This is a genomic window from Citrobacter youngae (genome assembly GCF_003818115.1).
Classification (GTDB): Bacteria; Pseudomonadota; Gammaproteobacteria; order Enterobacterales; family Enterobacteriaceae; genus Citrobacter; species Citrobacter youngae.
Window position 1 is genome coordinate 223,638 of the sequence record NZ_RPOI01000003.1, and the last position, 18,973, is coordinate 242,610.

Sequence of the window (18,973 nt, forward strand, 5' to 3'; positions counted from 1 at the left end):
TATACAGCACTTTTTGCATCCAAAATCCTGCAAATTAGTCTACTTATTGTTCAGCCAATCGTTTTCCTCAACATGTAGTAGACCACTACGCCCGCAACCACAAGACCTCCACCAAAACGACGTAAAATATTTTCAGGAAGTTGTGCCATCGCCGAGATCATTTTCTTCCAGGCGCGGGGATACAGCATAGGGCCCAGGCCTTCCAGCACCAAAACCAGCGCGAGCGCCAGCAAAATTGTTGAATTCATCCGTCGTCCTTATATAAAAAGAAAACCACCGTATCCCTGGGGATGCCGGTGGTTTTGCTGGTCTAAAACCGCTGGAGCTATTTTAGCGTGTTGCGCTATTCGGCGTCTTCATGTAACGGAAGAAATCGCTGTCCGGGCTCATGACCATCACATCCTGGTTTCCTTCGAAACTCTTCTCGTAAGCGCGCAGGCTACGGATGAAGGCATAGAAGTCAGGATCCTGGCTGAACGCATCGGCAAACAATTTAGCGGCTTCTGCATCACCTTCACCGCGCATGATGCGGCCCTGGCGCTCAGATTCTGCCAGCGTTTTAGTGACTTCATAGTCCGCTGTTGCACGCAGTTTTTCCGCTTCTTCCTGACCTTGTGAACGATGGCGACGCGCTACCGCTTCACGCTCAGCGCGCATACGGTTGTAAATAGCCTCGGACACTTCAGCTGGCAGGTTGATTTGCTTGATACGCACGTCAACCACTTCGATGCCCAATGCCGCCATACTGTTCGGGTTGATGACCGGAACTTTACCGTTCGTTTCAGCCTGAACACGTTCAGCCGCTTCGGCAATCGCGCTATCTGCTGCCGGAGTCGCCACTTCATCTTCCGTGCCAGCAGAGCCGGAGTTCAGCGCGTCACGAACTTCCAGGGTCAGACGACCGCGGGAATCGGTAACGATGTCTTTCACGTCCAGACGACCAATTTCAGAACGCAGACGGTCAGAGAACTTACGTTTCAACAGCACTTCTGCCTGAGAAACATCGCCACCGCCCGTTGCCAGGTAGTAGCGGCTAAAGTCACTGATACGCCACTTAATGTAGGAGTCAACGATCAGGTCTTTCTTCTCTTTGGTGACAAAGCGATCGGCCTGGTTGTCCATGGTCTGAATACGCGCATCCAGCATCTTCACGGATTCAATAAACGGAATCTTGAAGTGCAGGCCTGGTGCAACGACCAGCGGCTTGTTGTCATCGTCACGCAGAACTTTACCAAAGCGCAGTGTAATACCGCGCTCGCCTTCTTTGACCACAAAGACAGACATGAACAGAACTACCAGAACGATGATGATAATCGCAATAACTGACTTACGCATCGTTATTCCCCCTGACGCTGGTAGTCGTTACGCTGCGCGTTCGCGCGGCGTTGGTCCATAATATCGCCCTGACTGGTGGACGAGGTGTTGCTTGCCCCAGTGCTGGAAGACGTTACTGGTGGCAGACGCAGCAGATTTGAACTGCTGTCGCTCTTCGCTGCTGGCGCATTACCACCTTTCAGCATCTGATCCAACGGCAGAACCATCAGATTGCTGCCCTTATCGTTAACCAGTACTTTACGGGTATGGCTCAGCACTTTTTCCATGGTTTCGATATACAGACGCTCGCGAGTAATCTGCGGTGCGGCTTTATATTCCGGCAGAATTTTTGCGAAACGAGCCACTTCACCCTGTGCTTCCAGGATGGTCTGGGTCTTATACGCACGCGCTTCTTCCAGAATACGCTGCGCCTGACCGTTTGCACGTGGCTGAACTTCGTTGGTATACGCTTCTGCTTCACGGATGTACTGCTGCTCGTTTTCACGCGCTGCGATAGCATCATCAAACGCCGCTTTTACCTCTTCCGGTGGACGTGCAGCCTGGAAGTTGACGTCCAGCAGGGTGATACCCATGTTGTATGGACGAATGGTTTCTTCCAGTTCACGCTGGGTATCGCTACGAATAACGGTACGCCCTTCAGTCAGGATACGATCCATGGTGTATTTACCGATGACCCCACGCAGGGCGCTGTCGGTTGCCTGACGCAGACTGTCATCCGCGCTGGTTACGCTAAACAGGTAACGCTGCGGATCGGTCACACGGTACTGCACGTTCATTTCAACGCGCACGACGTTTTCGTCTGATGTCAGCATCACGCCGGATGCGGCGAGTTCACGCACAGCTTCCACGTTGACCGGGGTCACTTCGTCGATAAAGGTCGGTTTCCAGTTCAGACCCGGCTCAACCAGATGGCTGAATTTACCGAAGCGTGTCACCACGCCACGTTCCGCTTCTTTAATGGTGTAGAAACCGCTGGCCGCCCAGATAATGACGATAGCTGCCGCTGCAATAGTAAAGACTCGGCCGCCCAGTTGCGGACGCGGGCCTTGTGATGAACTACCACCACCAGAACCCGTGCCTTTACCGCCACCCAAACCACCGAGTTTTTTACTCAGTTTGCGGAAGATATCATCCAGATCGGGAGGTCCCTGATCGCGACCACCTTTGTTTCCATTTCCCTCTGGGTTGCCGCCAGGTTTGCTGCTTCCCCAGGGGTCGCGGTCTTGTCCGTTATTACCGGGCTGATTCCACGCCATGTTTGTGCTCCATATTTGTTATGCGATGCTATACCTGCGTTTTTTGCGCTGCAGATGCGTTGGCTACATCTTTCAACCCCAGTCACATAGTTGACTATGCACCTGGAGATTTCAGGACTTGCCGCCTTTCTGCCGCATAAAATCCACGAGGAATAGAGGCGAAAAAATCTTCAGGCCATATCCGTCAGGTCAGACAACATAGTCTTCCAGTGCCGGTTCTTGTTTACAGAGGCGACGCCAGTCTACGATCGGCATACGAACCTGCAGACCTACGCTGCCGTCCTCCTCCATCCACTCTTTCTCTATTGCCTGAAGTTGGTAAAACCGGCTTCTCAGTCGCCCTTCCTGCGGCGGCAAACGCAACGTATGTTGCGCAACCTCACCGGAAAGTCGCTCTGTCAAAGCCTGAAAAAGCTGTGGTATACCTATTCCCGTTTGCGCTGAAACCCAAACGCGAATCGGTTTATTCTCTTCATCTCTGTCGATACGCGGTTCAAAATCATCCAGCATATCGATTTTATTCATCACCAACAGAGTCGGGATCTCATGCGCATCGATCTCTTCGAGCACCGTGTCGACGGCCTCGATGTTTTCCTGCACACGAAAATCTGCTGCATCAATAACGTGCAGCAGCAATGTCGCCTGACGAGTTTCCTGCAAGGTGGCTTTAAATGCCGCCACCAGGTCGTGCGGCAAATGGCGGATAAACCCTACGGTATCCGCCAGCACGGTTTCACCGACGTCCGCTACGTCTATTCGGCGCAGCGTCGGGTCCAGGGTCGCAAACAGCTGGTCCGCTGCATAAACCCGGGCTTCGGTTATCTGGTTGAACAGGGTGGATTTTCCGGCGTTGGTATATCCCACCAGTGATACGGTTGGGACATCCGCTTTCTTGCGCGACTGCCGCCCCTGCTCACGTTGCTTTTCAACTTTTTCCAGGCGCGACTGTATTTGCAAAATGCGATTACGCAGCAAACGACGGTCGGTTTCGAGCTGGGTTTCACCCGGACCGCGCAAACCAATCCCGCCCTTTTGCCTTTCAAGGTGGGTCCAGCCACGGACCAGACGCGTAGCCATATGGCGCAACTGCGCCAGCTCAACCTGCAACTTACCCTCATGGGTGCGCGCACGCTGGGCAAAAATATCTAAAATAAGACCGGTCCTGTCGATAACAAGACACTGGCACAACTGTTCCAGGTTACGTTCCTGGGCGGGGCTCAGCGCATGATCAAAAATCACCACCGCAGCGCCAGTCGCTTTTACGGCTTCGGCAATTTCGATTGCCTTACCTTCACCAACAAAATACTTCGGGTGCGGTGCTTTACGGCTCCCGGTAATCACCTGCATTGCTTCGACACCGGCGGAAGAAACCAGAGATTCAAACTCCTGGAGGTCTTCCATATCTTTGTCTTGCGAAAAATAGATGTGTACCAGTACCGCCTGCTCACCGGCATCATAACGGTCAAACAAGCGTCAACCCCTTAATATATATCAACGGGGAACGCAGGATCGCTGGCTCCCCGTGTGTAAAACAGCTAACAACCTTATTCGGTTTCTTCGCTGTCCTGTTGCGCAGATGAACCTTGCGCGTTGCTACCGTGATGGTAGTTGCTGCCAGTGCCGCCGGTGGCATTATTGCTGTGATGAGAAACCGGGCGAGACGGGACAACAGTAGAAATCGCGTGCTTATAAACCATCTGGCTGACCGTGTTTTTCAACAGGATCACGAACTGATCAAAAGACTCGATTTGACCTTGCAGCTTAATACCATTCACCAAATAAATAGAAACTGGAACACGTTCCCGACGCAGTGCGTTCAGGAACGGATCTTGTAAAGATTGCCCCTTAGCCATTCTCTCTTTTCCTTATATGCTTATTTGTACTTAATACGCTTCATCCTTCAGGTTGCCTCTACGTTAGCGACGTTCGTTCCCCCCTGTCACTTACTTGAGCAAGCTCCTGGGGATTCACTCTCTTGCTGCCTTGATGCAACTTGAATGACTTTGCGTATTGAACCTTATGGTTCTGAAAAATTGCGCACGATACGTTTCAATTGTACACATTCAGTTCGCGATAGCACCAACAACCTGTAATACTTCGTTTCGCGCCTGGTCAGGCTTTTCACTGTCAAGCCAGTGCACCCCTTCCCAACCACGCAACCAGGTTATCTGCCGCTTCGCTAACTGCCTCGTGGCGCAAACACCTCTATAAACCATTTCATCGTATGAAATTTCGCCTTCAATGTATGACCACATCTGGCGATACCCGACACAACGAATGGAAGGCAAATCCGTATGCAAATCTCCTCGGGCAAAAAGCGCCCGGACTTCTGCTTCAAAACCTGAAGCTAACATCTGATGAAAACGCTGCTCAATTCGCTGATGGAGCAATTCACGGCTCGCCGGAGCGATCGCAAACTGGTGCACCTCATACGGCAAAGCATCTCCTGACGTTTGCGTCAGCTCCGTTAAAGTTTTACCCGAAATGAAAAAAACTTCCAGTGCCCGGGAAAGTCTTTGCGGATCATTTGGATGAATCCGCGCTGCAGCTACCGGGTCAATCTCCTGAAGCTGTCGGTGTAACGCGTCCCATCCAAGCTCTGCCGCCTGCTGCTCGATTCTGGCCCTGACCTCCGGGTCCGCCGACGGTAACGGCGACAGCCCTTCAAGCAAGGCTTTGAAATATAACATAGTGCCACCCACTAACAGCGGGATACGCCCCGCTGCGGTGATATCGGCCATCTCGGCTAGCGCATCGCGACGAAAATCCGCAGCAGAATACGCTTGCGCCGGATCACGAATATCCAGCAATCGGTGTGGTGCGGCCTTCAATTCATTAGCATCAGGCTTCGCGGTGCCGATATCCATCCCCTTGTAAATAAGGGCGGAATCAACGCTTATCAACTCTACGGGCAAAACTTTACGCAATTCAATTGCTAATGCTGTTTTACCGGAGGCCGTTGGCCCCATCAAAAAAATCGCCTTTGGCAGGCTCGCCTTACAGGTATCACTCATGTTTCAGGGCGTTCATTACCGAATGTAAATCAACAGGTTGTAACAGACCACCCGGCGGTACCTTCACGAGTTGTGGGCATAGCCGCTCAACATCCGCCAACAGAGTAATCGCCTGGGCCATACTCCACTGCGGATGCTCGCTCATCAGGTTACGTGCAATCCACTGCGCAATGTTGCCCGCTTCGAATACGGTTTGCTGCGCCAGGTAGCCTATCAGTTCAGGAATCAAGATTTGTAAATTTTGTTGGCGTAAGGGTAAAGGCACCGCCCGGATGGTCACATGCTGCGCATCCAGCTGAAATTCAATCCCCAAATCGGCCAGTTGGCTCTGCCCTTTTTGCAACGCTGCTTTTTCATCAGCGGTGACTTTTAGACGTAACGGGATCAACAATGGCTGAGCGCAAACAGGGGCCTGGCCGGGCGTAAGCTGCGCCTGCCGCAACCACCGTTCCGCAACAGGTAACGCCAGCAGCCGAATCTGGCTATCGCTTTCCAGTAATGCACAGTCGGTCCCTACGATAGTCAGCACCCTTCCAAACCCTTGACTGTTACCGGTAAGAGGTGCTGCCGGCGTTTCAGTGACCGGTGGTTTGTGCATTGGAGCCGGTGTCTGCAGCAGGCGCTGATAAATTTCGCCCTGCTGCTTTTGATATCCAGGCTGGGCATGCGGCCAGCTCGCTGCCTGACGGCCTGCGCCACTACTGCCGCTTCCAGCGCCAGTGGAAGCAGAGTAACGCGGTGTCGCTGGTTCGCGCGCGGGAGTCGGTTCGGCAAAATGGTTACGTCCGGCGGCGACACGGTTTTCCGGGATGTGCCTTGGGGCAGGCTCATTGTCGTCAGCCAACGGCAGCGATGTTTCAAGCTGCTGTTGCAGGACGCTCAACACGCCCTGGTAAATAAAATCGTGCACCAGGCGGGATTGATGAAAACGGACCTCATGTTTGGCAGGATGTACGTTAACATCCACCTGATGCGGGTCGATTTCCAGATACAGCACAAAAGCGGGTTGTTGATCGGCTCCCAGCTTATCTTCACAGGCCTGACGAATAGCATGGTTGATCAGCCGGTCGCGCATCATCCGGCCATTCACATAGCAGTACTGGATTTCCGCCAGCGCAGCCGTTGTGTGGTTCGGATCGGCCACCCAGCCGCGCAGGGTTAAATCGCCATGCTGCCATTCAATCGCCAGCGCATGCTCCAGAAACGGCGTGCCGCAAATCGCGCCCAGCCGGCGCTCTTTTTGTCCATCCGCCGCTACGGCACGATACTGGCGCACCATTTTGCCGTTGTGTGACAAATTAATTGTCACATCGAAACGCGCCAACGCAATGCGGCGAATAATCTCGTCGATATGATTAAATTCAGTTTTCTCGGTGCGCATAAATTTGCGTCGGGCTGGCGTGTTGTAAAACAGATCCAGCACTTCCAGCGTAGTACCCACCGGATGCGCGGCAGGTTTAACCGTCACATCCATGTCGCGCCCTTCAGCATAGGCTTGCCAGGCTTCAGGCTGCTCTTGCGTGCGCGACGTCAGGGTTAAACGAGAGACTGAGCTGATACTGGCCAGCGCTTCGCCGCGAAATCCGAGGCTCACGATGGCCTCGAGATCGTCAAGCGAAGCAATTTTACTGGTGGCATGACGCGCCAGCGCCAACGCCAGCTCGTCTTTTTTAATCCCGCAGCCGTTGTCACGAATACGGATAAGCTTCGCACCACCGCGCTCAATATCAATATCAATGCGCGTCGCACCAGCATCAATGCTGTTTTCCACCAGCTCTTTCACCACTGACGCAGGCCGTTCTACCACCTCGCCTGCGGCAATCTGGTTCGCCAGCTGTGGCGGTAGAACCTGAATCGGCATGGCTAATCCTTAATTTGTTAACGTGTTACCAGGCGATACCGCACTGGCGGTTTGCGCCTGTGCGCCCTGCGGCCCGGTTTGCATTGGGTGCGCCTGGAAATAGTTACGCAATCCTTTGTAAATCGCCTCGGCCAGCTGCTGCTGATAATCATCACTCGCCAACAGACGCTCTTCGCTGTTGTTACTGATAAAGCCGGTCTCAACCAGCACTGACGGGATATCAGGCGAACGTAATACCCCCAGACTGGCGTGTTCAGGACGACGCTTATGCATCGAGCCAATACGTTCTAACTGGCCGATCATGCTGGTCGCCACATCATACCCGACACGTTGCGAATGGCCGAACTGCAGGTCCAGCACGGCCTGGCTGAGATAAGGATCGGACTGGCTGTTTGCCAGCACATCGCCCGCGCCGCCCAACAGCTCTGATTGCTTCTCGTGCTGTTCCAGCCAGCCGGCCATCTCACTGTTCGCCCGACGGTTTGACAGAACCCAGACGGAAGCGCCGGTGGCATCCCGGTTTGGCGCGGCATCCGCATGAATAGAGACCAGGAAATTGGCGTTTTGTTTACGCGCAACATCAGAACGGCCCATCACCGAGATAAAGTAATCGCCATCACGGGTGAGTACCCCTTTAAACATCGGGTCATCATTGAGCAAGCTGCGCAGTTTGCGCGCCACGGCAATCGTGACGTTTTTCTCACGCGTGCCGCCAGGGCCAATCGCGCCAGGATCCTGCCCGCCGTGTCCGGCATCAATGGCAATAACCACTTTATCGCCGTTACCGGTGCTGGCGCGCGCCGCAGGTCGTGTGGAGGTATTACTGTTAGTAACGATCGTCGTGCGATCATTTTCCGCTTTAAACGGGTTACGCGCAGGCTCGGCAGGACGAGGGGCGACAACCGGCGCTTCAACACGCTTCGCAACCACTGGCGGTGGCGGCGGTGGCGCATCCGCTTTGATGGTAAACACAACGGTATAATTGCCACCGTTCTGACGTTTAACGGCTTCGGCTTTGCCGTTCTCGGTTAAATCCACCACCAGGCGCAGAGACTGCGCATCTTTTGGCGTGCCGGAACGGATAGATTTCACCAGATTATTGCCGCTAAACAGCAGCGGTAATCCCTGAATCACACCGGTTTGTTTAATATCCAACGCGACGGTTCGTTTCCCGTCCTGAGTCACGGCGTATTCAGGATCGCCAATAAAGCTCAGCGTAATCCGCGCCTGTTGATCGCCATTGGAAACCTGAAGATCGGAGAGGCTGGCGGCCCCTGCCTGCGCGCACAGCAGGACCAGGGTTGCCATCAGCCAGTTTCTGATGCGATAAATCATCCCGCCACCCTTAAGGTTAATCGGCTAAACGCGCCAGCAATAATTCACCCGATGAGGAGACAGCACTTACGCGCGCCTCACGACCTTGCGCCTGATATTCAATGTGTATTTCGACGTCCGGGTCTGGTAGTACACCTTTACCTTGTTGCGGCCATTCCACCAGGCAGATGGCATCATTGGCAAAATAATCGCGGATCCCCATAAATTCCAGCTCCTCCGGGTCCGCAAGTCGGTACAGATCGAAGTGATATACCATCAAATTATCGAGCGCATAGGGTTCAACCAGCGTGTAGGTGGGGCTTTTTACATTACCTTTGTGGCCTAACGCCTGCAGGAATCCCCGGCTGAAAGTGGTTTTACCCGCCCCCAGGTCGCCGTACAAATAAATTACCGTCGCGCCGTCACAGGCTTTAGCTACCCGCAGTCCCAGGTCTAAAGTCGCCTGTTCATCAGGTAGTGGAATTACTCGATTCATCATGATAAACGTCAATCACATCAGGGTTAACAATACGCTGTAGCGTGGTAAAGAGATCTGTCGCCAGCATGCCACGCGTACCAAAACGCGCCGCCAGCACATCCGCTGCCGCACCATGCGCAACACATCCCGCACAGGCTGCATCATACGGGGTAAGCTTCTGTCCGAGCAATGCGCCAATAATACCGGAAAGCACATCACCCATTCCGCCGCTGGCCATCCCGGCATTGCCGGTATCAATAATACCCAGCTCAGCCTGTTCAGCAGCAACAACCGTACCCGCGCCTTTCAGCACAACCACGCCGCCGTACCGTTTTACCAGACGTTGCGCACAAAGTAAGCGATCGTCTTCAATTTCTGCAATGGAACAGCCCAGCAGTCGCGCGGCTTCACCAGGATGCGGCGTGATCACGCGATTGTGACGTTTATCGGGATTGATTGCCAGCAGGTTCAGCGCATCCGCATCCCAGAGCATCGGTTTGCGAAAATTCTCCACTTTTTGCAGCGCTTTTTTGCCCCACTCCTGCTGACCAAGCCCTGGGCCTATCACCACCACATCCGCCCACGCCAGGCTCTCTTCCAGCGTCTGCGGCGTCAGCGCATCGACCATCAGTTCTGGTCTGGCAGTCAGAACAGGCGCAATGTTTTCACTGCGCGTCAGCACTTTGACCAGCCCGGCTCCTGCGCGCAGCGCAGCTTCCCCGGCCATGCGTATTGCCCCTGCCGTACCGTGATCACCACCGATAATCACCAGCCGACCGTGGGAGCCCTTGTGCGAGGTGGGTCGACGCGGCGTTAGCCAGTGCGTAAGCTGTTGAGCATCAAAACGTTGCAATGGCGCGTTCTGCCCCGCCAGCCAGTCGTCCAGCCCGAGTGCGTTAACATGCAGACGTCCGGTGACATCGCGTGCTTTACCGGTGAGCAGACCAGGCTTGAGCGCAATAAAGGTAACGGTGTGCGCAGCGTTGATGACAGCCCCCGGCGTCGCCCCTGTCTGCGCCAGTAGGCCGGATGGAATGTCGATTGCGATTGTAGGGGCTGGGTGGCTATTGGCACGTTCGATCAACGCCGGGAGAGGTTCACGCGGCGCGTTTTTTAAGCCAGTACCTGACAGCGCATCAATAATGACGTCCACGCTGTCTGGCCAGTTAATATCCGCAGCATGAATCACGCCACCGGCGTTAAGCCAGGCGTCGTGCGCCTGCTGCGCCTCCTCGGGGAGTGGCTTGTCACCCTCCTGCGCCAGCAACGTGACTTCAAGCCCCAGCGCTTTGGCAAGTCTTGCCACCACGTAACCATCACCGCCGTTGTTGCCATGACCGCAGAGCACCAGCCAGTGTTGGGCATTCGGATAGGCCTCGCGGGTGACCTGAAACGCCGCCTCTCCCGCCCGTTGCATCAGCTCATACAACGTCAGCCCTAAACTGTCTGCCGCCTCTCGCTCCATCCGCCTGATGTCATCGGCGTGCCAGATGGAGTGTGGTATACTTGCGGGGTTTTTCTTCATTGTATGATCCGTCATGTCAGAGCCCCTCGATCTCAATCAGTTAGCGCAAAATATTAAGCAGTGGGGGCTGGAGCTTGGCTTTCAGCAGGTCGGTATTGCCGATACCGACCTCAGCGAAGCGGAGCCCAAACTGCAGGCCTGGCTGGATAAACAATACCACGGCGAGATGGACTGGATGGCCCGTCACGGCATGATGCGCGCCCGACCTCACGAATTATTACCCGGTACGCTACGCGTCATCAGCGTACGTATGAACTATCTGCCTGCTAATGCCGCCTTTGCCAGCACGTTGAAAAACCCCTCACTCGGTTACGTCAGCCGTTACGCGCTTGGGCGCGACTACCATAAGCTACTGCGTAACCGCTTAAAAAAGCTGGGAGAGAGGATTCAACAGCACTGCGTTTCGCTGAATTTTAGACCTTTTGTCGATTCCGCGCCCATTCTTGAGCGTCCTTTGGCGGAAAAAGCCGGACTTGGCTGGACAGGTAAGCACTCACTTATCCTCAATCGCGAAGCAGGTTCATTTTTCTTCCTCGGGGAATTACTGATCGACGTGCCCCTGCCGGTCGATAAGCCAGTCGAAGAAGGATGCGGGAAATGTGTTGCCTGTATGACCATCTGTCCCACCGGGGCCATCGTGGAACCCTACACGGTAGACGCACGCCGCTGTATCTCGTATCTCACTATCGAACTGGAAGGTGCTATCCCGGAAGAATTTCGTCCTCTGTTGGGGAATCGAATTTACGGCTGCGATGATTGTCAGCTCATTTGCCCATGGAACCGCTATTCGCAGTTGACGACAGAGGATGACTTCTCCCCCCGCAAGCAACTTCATGCTCCGGAGTTAATAGAGCTGTTTAGCTGGAGCGAAGCGTGGTTTTTAAAAGTCACGGAAGGTTCTGCCATTCGCCGTATTGGCCACCTGCGCTGGCTGCGAAATATCGCCGTTGCGTTGGGTAATGCCCCATGGGATGACGCGGTTATTCACGCTCTGGAAAGTCGCAGAGGTGAGCACCCACTTCTCGACGAACACATAGACTGGGCGGTTGCTCAGCAAATCGAGAAGCGAAATGCCTGCGTAGTTGAGGTGCAGTTACCGAAGAAACAACGTTTGGTCAGGGTCATTGAAAAGGGTCTGCCGCGCGACGCGTAAGTCATCCACAGCTTGTGTATAAAAATAAAAACACATTGATATTCAAGAGGGAAAAAATCGTCAAGTGATCGCATTAACAATTTGAAATGATAATTAATTCAATAATTTCAAATAGTTAAAATGATACTATTCACCCAGCGAAGTTTTTTGTATTCCAGGAATAATACCCGAGCCTGTGGATAAGTCTGTTTACAAGAGTATGTCAATGACGAAACAAAACGTCCCCAACGCGATTATTCGTTGTGGATATTTTTATTGGGGTAAGAATTTGGAGCGGGAAACGAGACTCGAACTCGCGACCCCGACCTTGGCAAGGTCGTGCTCTACCAACTGAGCTATTCCCGCATAATCTTCGTCTTTCGAACTGCTACTGCGTTGGCTGCCTTCATTCACCTGAGTCACTTACTTCAGTAAGCTCCTAAGGACTCATTCAGTTGCCGCCTTGTCGCAATTCGAAATCCTGCGATTGGTGGTCTGTGCTTATAAGCACTTTCAAATTTTGGAGCGGGAAACGAGACTCGAACTCGCGACCCCGACCTTGGCAAGGTCGTGCTCTACCAACTGAGCTATTCCCGCTTGGGTGTGTCTTTGCTTTACAAGCATTTTCAAATTTTGGAGCGGGAAACGAGACTCGAACTCGCGACCCCGACCTTGGCAAGGTCGTGCTCTACCAACTGAGCTATTCCCGCAAATCTGTACTGCTTTTGTTGCTGCCGTAACGCGTAATTCTCTGTCGTTACGGGAGGCGCATTATACGAGAAATCCGCTTAGCTGCAACCCCCCGAAAAGCGATTTTCTCATTTTTCTGTTTAAGTGATGAATTTATCGGCAAGTCGTCTAATTTAGCGACAATTCTGCCTCAGTGCAAGCTCACAGGAACGATATTCGTAGGCCGGGTAAGGCGTAGCCGCCACCCGGCAATCCACAAAATCAAAGCTTAATGAAATGTTCGCGATAGTAAGCAAGCTCAGCAACAGATTCACGAATGTCATCCATCGCCTGATGCGTTCCCTGCTTGGTGAAGCCAGCCAGGATCTCCGGCTTCCAACGACGTGCCAGTTCTTTGAGCGTGCTGACGTCCAGATAGCGATAATGGAAATACGCCTCCAGCTCCGGCATGTATTTAAACAGGAAACGGCGATCCTGGCCGATGCTGTTGCCACAGATAGGTGATTTCCCTTCCGGAACCCACTCTTTTAAAAAGGCCAGCGTCGCCAGTTCGGCTTCACGATCGCCCATGGTGCTCGCTTTTACGCGTTCCACCAGCCCACTTCCGGTATGCGTACGTACGTTCCAGTCATCCATTAACGCCAGTTGCTCATCAGACTGATGCACCGCAATTGTCGGTCCTTCAGCCAGGATATTCAGGTTGGCATCAGTCACTAGCGTAGCGATCTCAATAATGCGATCGCGCTCGGGATCCAGACCTGTCATCTCCAGATCGATCCAAATCAGGTTGTTTTCATTGGCACTCATGCTATTTTCCACCCTTCAGACGTCACATTCAGTGTGACTATATTCATCTAAAATTGCGTGTATCATAAATGTTTTGCCCATTATGGGCGACCAGGAGCCAGTCCGATTGAGTAAGAATAAACTCTCCAAAGGCCAACAGCGCCGCGTGAACGCCAATCACCAGCGTCGTCTTAAAACGTCCGCGGAGAAGCCCGACTACGACGACAACCTGTTTGGCGAGACCGCTGAAGGCATCGTTATCAGCCGTTTTGGCATGCATGCCGACGTAGAATCTGCTGACGGGGAAATTCACCGTTGCAACATCCGCCGTACCATTCGTTCGCTGGTTACCGGCGATCGTGTAGTCTGGCGTCCGGGTAAAGCGGCAGCAGAGGGCGTGAATGTTAAAGGGATCGTTGAGGCGGTACATGAGCGTACCTCAGTACTCACTCGCCCGGACTTTTACGACGGGGTGAAACCCATTGCGGCCAACATCGATCAAATCGTAATTGTCTCAGCCATCTTACCTGAGCTGTCACTGAATATTATCGACCGCTATCTGGTGGCTTGCGAAACCTTGCACGTAGAGCCCATCATCGTACTCAACAAAATTGATCTGCTGGACGACGAAGGTATGGCCTTCGTTAACGAGCAGATGGATATTTATCGCCACATTGGTTATCGCGTGTTGATGGTCTCAAGCCGCACTAAAGACGGTCTGAAACCGCTTGAAGAAGCATTAACCGATCGCATCAGCATTTTCGCCGGTCAGTCGGGCGTAGGCAAATCCAGCCTGCTCAATAACCTTCTCGGCCTGCAGGAAGAGATCCTGACCAATGATGTCTCCGACAACTCTGGTCTTGGGCAGCACACCACAACAGCTTCTCGCCTGTACCACTTCCCTCACGGCGGCGATGTCATCGACTCCCCCGGTGTACGTGAGTTTGGGCTGTGGCATCTTGAACCGGAACAAATCACTGATGGCTTTGTCGAATTTCATGACTATTTAGGTCATTGCAAGTACCGCGACTGTAAACATGATGCAGATCCGGGCTGTGCAATTCGTGAAGCTGTCGAGGAAGGGAAAATTGCTGAGGTTCGGTTTGAAAATTATCACCGCATCCTGGAAAGCATGGCGCAGGTAAAAACGCGTAAAAACTTTTCTGATACAGACGACTGACAACTAAGCTAAGCATCGCTAGAATCGTCCCCCTTTTTTCAGGATCCGGCCCACATGCCGGATCGGGAACAAATTATGGCCTGGAGGCTACCTTGTTAAACTCATTTAAGCTTTCGCTACAATACATTCTGCCGAAACTATGGCTCACTCGCCTGGCGGGTTGGGGTGCGAGCAAACGAGCGGGATGGCTGACTAAACTGGTTATCGATCTGTTCGTGAAATACTACAAGGTCGACATGAAAGAGGCGCAAAAGCCGGACACTGCCAGCTATCGCACCTTTAACGACTTCTTTGTTCGCCCGTTGCGCGACGACGCACGCCCGATCAACACCGATCCAAACGTCCTGGTCATGCCCGCTGACGGCGTGATTAACCAGTTAGGCAACATTGAAGAAGACAAACTGCTACAGGCCAAAGGGCACAGCTATACCCTGGAAGCGCTGCTGGCCGGCAACTACCAGATGGCGGACAAATTCCGCAACGGTACGTTTGTGACCACTTACTTGTCTCCTCGCGATTACCACCGTGTACACATGCCGTGTAACGGTATCCTGCGTGAAATGATGTATGTACCGGGCGATCTCTTCTCTGTGAACATCCTGACCGCGCAGAACGTGCCGAACCTGTTTGCCCGCAACGAACGTGTTATTTGCCTGTTTGATACCGAATTCGGCCCGATGGTGCAGATTCTGGTCGGCGCGACCATCGTCGGCAGCATTGAAACCGTATGGGCTGGCACCATTACCCCACCGCGTGAAGGCGTCATCAAACGCTGGACATGGCCGGAAGGCGAAAGCGAAGGGTCGGTGGCGCTGCTGAAAGGTCAGGAAATGGGCCGCTTTAAGCTCGGTTCTACCGTCATCAACCTGTTCGCACCTGGCAAAGTTAACCTGGTTGAGCAGTTGCAGGATCTTTCCGTGACCAAAATCGGCCAGCCGATGGCCATCTCTACCGAGACCTTCGTGACGCCAGAGGCAGAACTCGCGCCATTGCCGAAAGAAGAGATCGAAGCAGAACACGACGCCAGCCCGCTGGTTGACGACAAAAAAGACGAAAGTTAAACATAGGAATCGCTGCTGTGCGCCTGATTATCACTTTTCTGATGGCCTGGTGCCTCAGCCTGGGGGCGTACGCTGCGACGGCCCCCGATGCCAAACAACTCACCCAGGAACTGGAGCAGGCAAAGGCGGCAAAACCCGCTCAGCCAGAAACCGTCGAGGCGCTCCAGTCCGCGCTGAATGCTCTCGAAGAGCGGAAAGGCTCCCTTGAGCGTGCTGAACAATATCAGCAGGTTATCGATAACTTCCCCAAGCTGTCCGCAACATTACGCGCGCAGCTAAACAACCTGCGCGACGAACCGCGTAGCGTACCGACCGGCCTCACGACGGATGCATTAAACCAGGAAATCCTTCAGGTCAGCAGTCAGTTACTGGATAAAAGCCGCCAGGCTCAACAGGAGCAGGATCGCGCCCGGGAAATCGCCGACTCGTTAAGCCAGCTTCCTCAACAGCAAACCGATGCCCGCCGCCAGCTCAATGAGCTTGAGCGGCGCATTGGTACCGCCAACGGCAATTCCGCGCAGAATCAAGCGATGCAAGCTGAATCCGCCAAACTTAAAGCCCAGGTCGATGAACTGGAGCTGGCGCAGCTTTCCGCAAACAACCGCCAGGAACTGGCGCGAATGCGCTCCGAACTGGCAGAAAAGCAGAGCCAACAACTCGACGCTTATCTGCAAGCATTACGCAACCAACTCAACAGCCAGCGCCAGCGTGAAGCCGAACGTGCGCTGGAGAGCACGGAACTGTTGGCAGAAAACAGCGCGGGACTGCCGGAAGGTATTGTCGATCAGTTCAAGGTTAACCGCGAGTTGTCTCAGGCCTTGAACCAGCAGGCGCAACGTATGGACCTGGTCGCCTCGCAGCAGCGTCAGGCCACCAGCCAAACGTTGCAGGTACGTCAGGCCTTGAATACGCTGCGAGAGCAGTCTCAGTGGCTTGGGGTTTCAAATATGCTGGGAGAAGCACTGCGTGCACAAGTTTCTCGTCTGCCAGAAATGCCCAAACCCCAGCAGTTAGATACCGAAATGGCGCAGCTGCGCGTACACCGTATGCGCTATGAAGACCTCCTCAACAAGCAGCCGCAATTACGTCAAATTCACCAGGCCGACGGGCAACCACTAACCGCTGAGCAGAGCAGCATTCTCAACGCCCAGTTGCGCACTCAGCGTGAACTGCTGAACTCTCTGCTACAGGGTGGCGATACGCTGATCCTCGAGCTCACTAAGCTAAAAGTCTCCAATAGCCAACTGGAAGACGCCCTGAAAGAGGTCAACGAGGCGACGCACCGTTATCTGTTCTGGACATCAGACGTCAGCCCCATCTCGCTCTCCTGGCCCGTCGATATTGTTCAGGATCTGCGCCGTCTGATCTCACTCGATACATTTAATCAGCTTGGCAAAGCCACTATCATGATGCTGACCAGCAAGGAAACGCTGCTACCACTGTTCGGTGCACTGGTGCTGGTTGGGTTTAGCCTTTCTTCACGTAAACACTTTACTCGCTTTCTGGAACGTTCATCAGCGCGGGTCGGGAAAGTCACCCAGGACCACTTCTGGTTGACGATACGCACGGTTTTCTGGTCAATACTCGTCGCTTCGCCGTTACCGGTACTGTGGGCAACGCTCGGTTACGGGTTGCAGGAAGCCTGGCCTTACCCGCTGGCTGTTGCTATCGGCGATGGCGTAACCGCCACGGTGCCTATGCTATGGGCGGTAATGATTTGCGCCACCTTTGCGCGTCCCAACGGTCTGTTCATTGCCCACTTTGGCTGGCCACGTAACCGCGTCGCGAAAGCTATGCACTACTACCTGATGAGCATCGGACTGATTGTCCCGCTGATCATGGCGGTGATTATGTTTGATAATCTCAATGACCGGGAATTCTCCGCCTCACTGGGACGTCTGTGCTTTATTCTGATTTGCGGTGCGCTGGCGGTCGTGACCCTGAGCCTGAAACGCGCCGGGATACCGCTGTACCTCGATAAAGAGGGCAACAGCGATAACATGGTCAATAGCATGCTGTGGAATATGCTGATGGGCGCGCCGCTGATTGCTATTCTCGCCGCGGCAGTGGGTTATCTCGCCACATCGCAAGCCCTGCTGGCACGCCTGGAAACATCCGTGGCGATTTGGTTCTTATTACTGGTGGTGTATCACGTCATCCGCCGCTGGATGCTAATTCAGCGCCGCCGCCTGGCGTTTGACCGCGCCAAACATCGACGCGCCGAAATGCTGGCGCAGCGTGCGCGGGGCGAAGAAGAACCACCTCATTCCACCAGCCTTGAAGGTACGATTGATGTAGATGAAAGCGAAGTGGATCTGGATGCAATCAGCGCGCAATCGCTGCGCCTGGTACGTTCTATCCTGATGCTTATCGCCCTGCTTTCGGTTATCGTGCTGTGGTCAGAAATTCATTCCGCTTTCGGCTTCCTGGAAAATATCTCACTATGGGATGTCACCTCCACGGTGCAGGGCGTGGAAAGTTTAGAGCCCATTACACTGGGTGCGGTGTTAATTGCGATTCTGGTGTTTATCATCACGACGCAGTTGGTGCGAAACCTGCCCGCATTGCTGGAGCTGGCGTTGCTGCAGCACCTGGATTTAACCCCCGGCACCGGTTATGCCATCACCACCATCACCAAATATCTGCTGATGCTGATTGGCGGCCTGGTGGGCTTCTCGATGATCGGTATTGAGTGGTCCAAACTGCAGTGGCTGGTGGCGGCTCTCGGTGTCGGGCTAGGCTTTGGCTTGCAGGAGATCTTCGCCAACTTTATTTCCGGCCTGATCATCCTGTTTGAAAAACCAATCCGTATTGGCGACACGGTGACCATTCGCGATCTCACCGGTAGCGTGACGAAAATTAATACCCGCGCCACGACCATCAGCGACTGGGACCGCAAAGAGATCATCGTGCCCAACAAAGCGTTCATCACCGAGCAGTTTATCAACTGGTCACTATCTGACTCGGTCACGCGTGTCGTGTTAACTATCCCGGCGCCGTCGGAAGCTAACAGCGAGGAAGTCACACAAATCCTGCTTACCGCCGCCCACCGCTGTTCGCTGGTTATCGATAACCCGGCGCCAGAAGTCTTTCTGGTTGATCTGCAGCAGGGGATTCAAATCTTCGAACTGCGTATTTATGCCGCAGAGATGGGGCACCGTATGCCACTGCGCCACGAGATACACCAGCTGATTCTGGCAGGCTTCCGCGAGCACGGTATCGATATGCCGTTCCCACCATTCCAGATGCGTCTGGAGAGTCTGGGGGGTAAGCAAACGGGGAGAACGTTAAGTTCTGCGGGCAGAGGCAGTCGCCCGGCGGGAAGTTTGTAATACCTGAGT

The 18,973-nt window shown here is 53.8% G+C and carries 15 protein-coding genes and 3 tRNA genes; 4 read left to right on the plus strand and 14 right to left on the minus strand.

Annotated features, from left to right (window positions below; genetic code table 11):
* Positions 1–50 precede the first annotated feature (50 nt).
* From EHN13_RS02020 to nnr, 10 genes are all read right to left on the minus strand, one after another.
* Positions 51–248, minus strand: a complete 198-nt coding sequence (locus tag EHN13_RS02020; RefSeq protein ID WP_005122170.1) for a DUF2065 domain-containing protein — start codon at positions 246–248, stop codon at positions 51–53.
* An 82-nt stretch (positions 249–330) separates the two neighbouring features.
* The gene (gene hflC / locus EHN13_RS02025; RefSeq protein WP_005122169.1) at positions 331–1,335 is read right to left on the minus strand and encodes a protease modulator HflC; all 1,005 of its coding nucleotides are present in this window, start codon (positions 1,333–1,335) and stop codon (positions 331–333) included.
* A gap of 2 nt (positions 1,336–1,337) precedes the next feature.
* Positions 1,338–2,591: an FtsH protease activity modulator HflK gene (gene hflK, locus EHN13_RS02030; RefSeq protein ID WP_048212892.1), complete on the minus strand. Its 1,254-nt coding sequence runs from the start codon at positions 2,589–2,591 to the stop codon at positions 1,338–1,340.
* A gap of 189 nt (positions 2,592–2,780) precedes the next feature.
* On the minus strand, positions 2,781–4,061 hold the full coding sequence (gene hflX, locus EHN13_RS02035; protein ID WP_003025589.1) for a ribosome rescue GTPase HflX: 1,281 nt from the start codon (positions 4,059–4,061) through the stop codon (positions 2,781–2,783).
* Between the two features lie 74 nt (positions 4,062–4,135).
* A complete protein-coding gene (gene hfq / locus EHN13_RS02040; RefSeq protein WP_003025584.1) occupies positions 4,136–4,444 on the minus strand; it encodes an RNA chaperone Hfq in 309 nt (102 codons plus the stop codon).
* Between the two features lie 210 nt (positions 4,445–4,654).
* Positions 4,655–5,605 (minus strand): tRNA (adenosine(37)-N6)-dimethylallyltransferase MiaA, encoded by a 951-nt coding sequence (gene miaA, locus EHN13_RS02045; protein WP_124020795.1) that lies wholly within the window; start codon positions 5,603–5,605, stop codon positions 4,655–4,657.
* Positions 5,598–7,466: a DNA mismatch repair endonuclease MutL gene (mutL, locus tag EHN13_RS02050; protein ID WP_124020796.1), complete on the minus strand. Its 1,869-nt coding sequence runs from the start codon at positions 7,464–7,466 to the stop codon at positions 5,598–5,600. Before mutL ends, miaA begins: the two co-directional genes overlap by 8 nt.
* 9 nt (positions 7,467–7,475) lie before the next feature.
* Positions 7,476–8,801: an N-acetylmuramoyl-L-alanine amidase AmiB gene (amiB, locus tag EHN13_RS02055; protein ID WP_124020797.1), complete on the minus strand. Its 1,326-nt coding sequence runs from the start codon at positions 8,799–8,801 to the stop codon at positions 7,476–7,478.
* 16 nt (positions 8,802–8,817) lie between these two features.
* A complete protein-coding gene (gene tsaE, locus EHN13_RS02060; protein WP_048212897.1) occupies positions 8,818–9,279 on the minus strand; it encodes a tRNA (adenosine(37)-N6)-threonylcarbamoyltransferase complex ATPase subunit type 1 TsaE in 462 nt (153 codons plus the stop codon).
* Positions 9,251–10,798, minus strand: a complete 1,548-nt coding sequence (gene nnr / locus EHN13_RS02065; RefSeq protein WP_101742901.1) for a bifunctional ADP-dependent NAD(P)H-hydrate dehydratase/NAD(P)H-hydrate epimerase — start codon at positions 10,796–10,798, stop codon at positions 9,251–9,253. The genes tsaE and nnr overlap by 29 nt, the downstream gene beginning before the upstream one ends.
* On the opposite strand from nnr, the gene queG reads away from it, so the two are divergent.
* A complete protein-coding gene (gene queG / locus EHN13_RS02070) occupies positions 10,797–11,936 on the plus strand; it encodes a tRNA epoxyqueuosine(34) reductase QueG (RefSeq protein WP_124020798.1) in 1,140 nt (379 codons plus the stop codon). The two genes, nnr and queG, sit on opposite strands and share 2 nt — an antisense overlap.
* A 269-nt stretch (positions 11,937–12,205) precedes the next feature.
* Here queG and EHN13_RS02075 read toward each other — a convergent pair.
* The 4 genes from EHN13_RS02075 to orn form a co-directional block, all read right to left on the minus strand.
* A tRNA-Gly gene (locus EHN13_RS02075) sits at positions 12,206–12,281 on the minus strand.
* Positions 12,282–12,436: 155 nt separating this feature from the next.
* Positions 12,437–12,512, minus strand: a tRNA-Gly gene (locus EHN13_RS02080).
* A 37-nt stretch (positions 12,513–12,549) separates the two neighbouring features.
* Positions 12,550–12,625, minus strand: a tRNA-Gly gene (locus tag EHN13_RS02085).
* A 241-nt stretch (positions 12,626–12,866) separates the two neighbouring features.
* The gene (orn, locus tag EHN13_RS02090) at positions 12,867–13,412 is read right to left on the minus strand and encodes an oligoribonuclease (RefSeq protein ID WP_003839477.1); all 546 of its coding nucleotides are present in this window, start codon (positions 13,410–13,412) and stop codon (positions 12,867–12,869) included.
* A gap of 106 nt (positions 13,413–13,518) precedes the next feature.
* Between orn and rsgA the strand changes: the two genes are divergently transcribed.
* From rsgA to mscM, 3 genes are all read left to right on the plus strand, one after another.
* Positions 13,519–14,571: a small ribosomal subunit biogenesis GTPase RsgA gene (gene rsgA / locus EHN13_RS02095; protein ID WP_061067093.1), complete on the plus strand. Its 1,053-nt coding sequence runs from the start codon at positions 13,519–13,521 to the stop codon at positions 14,569–14,571.
* 92 nt (positions 14,572–14,663) lie between these two features.
* The gene (asd, locus tag EHN13_RS02100) at positions 14,664–15,632 is read left to right on the plus strand and encodes an archaetidylserine decarboxylase (protein ID WP_101743325.1); all 969 of its coding nucleotides are present in this window, start codon (positions 14,664–14,666) and stop codon (positions 15,630–15,632) included.
* A gap of 17 nt (positions 15,633–15,649) precedes the next feature.
* The gene (mscM, locus tag EHN13_RS02105) at positions 15,650–18,964 is read left to right on the plus strand and encodes a miniconductance mechanosensitive channel MscM (protein WP_124020799.1); all 3,315 of its coding nucleotides are present in this window, start codon (positions 15,650–15,652) and stop codon (positions 18,962–18,964) included.
* Positions 18,965–18,973: the final 9 nt, after the last annotated feature.

Excerpts from the sequence above, each read along its gene's own strand:
- EHN13_RS02020 (WP_005122170.1), bottom strand. The coding sequence starts at position 248 with ATGAATTCAACAATTTTGCTGGCGCTCGCGCTGGTTTTGGTGCTGGAA.
- hflC (WP_005122169.1), bottom strand. The coding sequence starts at position 1,335 with ATGCGTAAGTCAGTTATTGCGATTATCATCATCGTTCTGGTAGTTCTG.
- hflK (WP_048212892.1), bottom strand. The coding sequence starts at position 2,591 with ATGGCGTGGAATCAGCCCGGTAATAACGGACAAGACCGCGACCCCTGG.
- hfq (WP_003025584.1), bottom strand. The coding sequence starts at position 4,444 with ATGGCTAAGGGGCAATCTTTACAAGATCCGTTCCTGAACGCACTGCGT.
- miaA (WP_124020795.1), bottom strand. The coding sequence starts at position 5,605 with ATGAGTGATACCTGTAAGGCGAGCCTGCCAAAGGCGATTTTTTTGATG.
- mutL (WP_124020796.1), bottom strand. The coding sequence starts at position 7,466 with ATGCCGATTCAGGTTCTACCGCCACAGCTGGCGAACCAGATTGCCGCA.
- amiB (WP_124020797.1), bottom strand. The coding sequence starts at position 8,801 with ATGATTTATCGCATCAGAAACTGGCTGATGGCAACCCTGGTCCTGCTG.
- tsaE (WP_048212897.1), bottom strand. The coding sequence starts at position 9,279 with ATGATGAATCGAGTAATTCCACTACCTGATGAACAGGCGACTTTAGAC.
- queG (WP_124020798.1), top strand. The coding sequence starts at position 10,797 with ATGTCAGAGCCCCTCGATCTCAATCAGTTAGCGCAAAATATTAAGCAG.
- nnr (WP_101742901.1), bottom strand. The coding sequence starts at position 10,798 with ATGACGGATCATACAATGAAGAAAAACCCCGCAAGTATACCACACTCC.
- orn (WP_003839477.1), bottom strand. The coding sequence starts at position 13,412 with ATGAGTGCCAATGAAAACAACCTGATTTGGATCGATCTGGAGATGACA.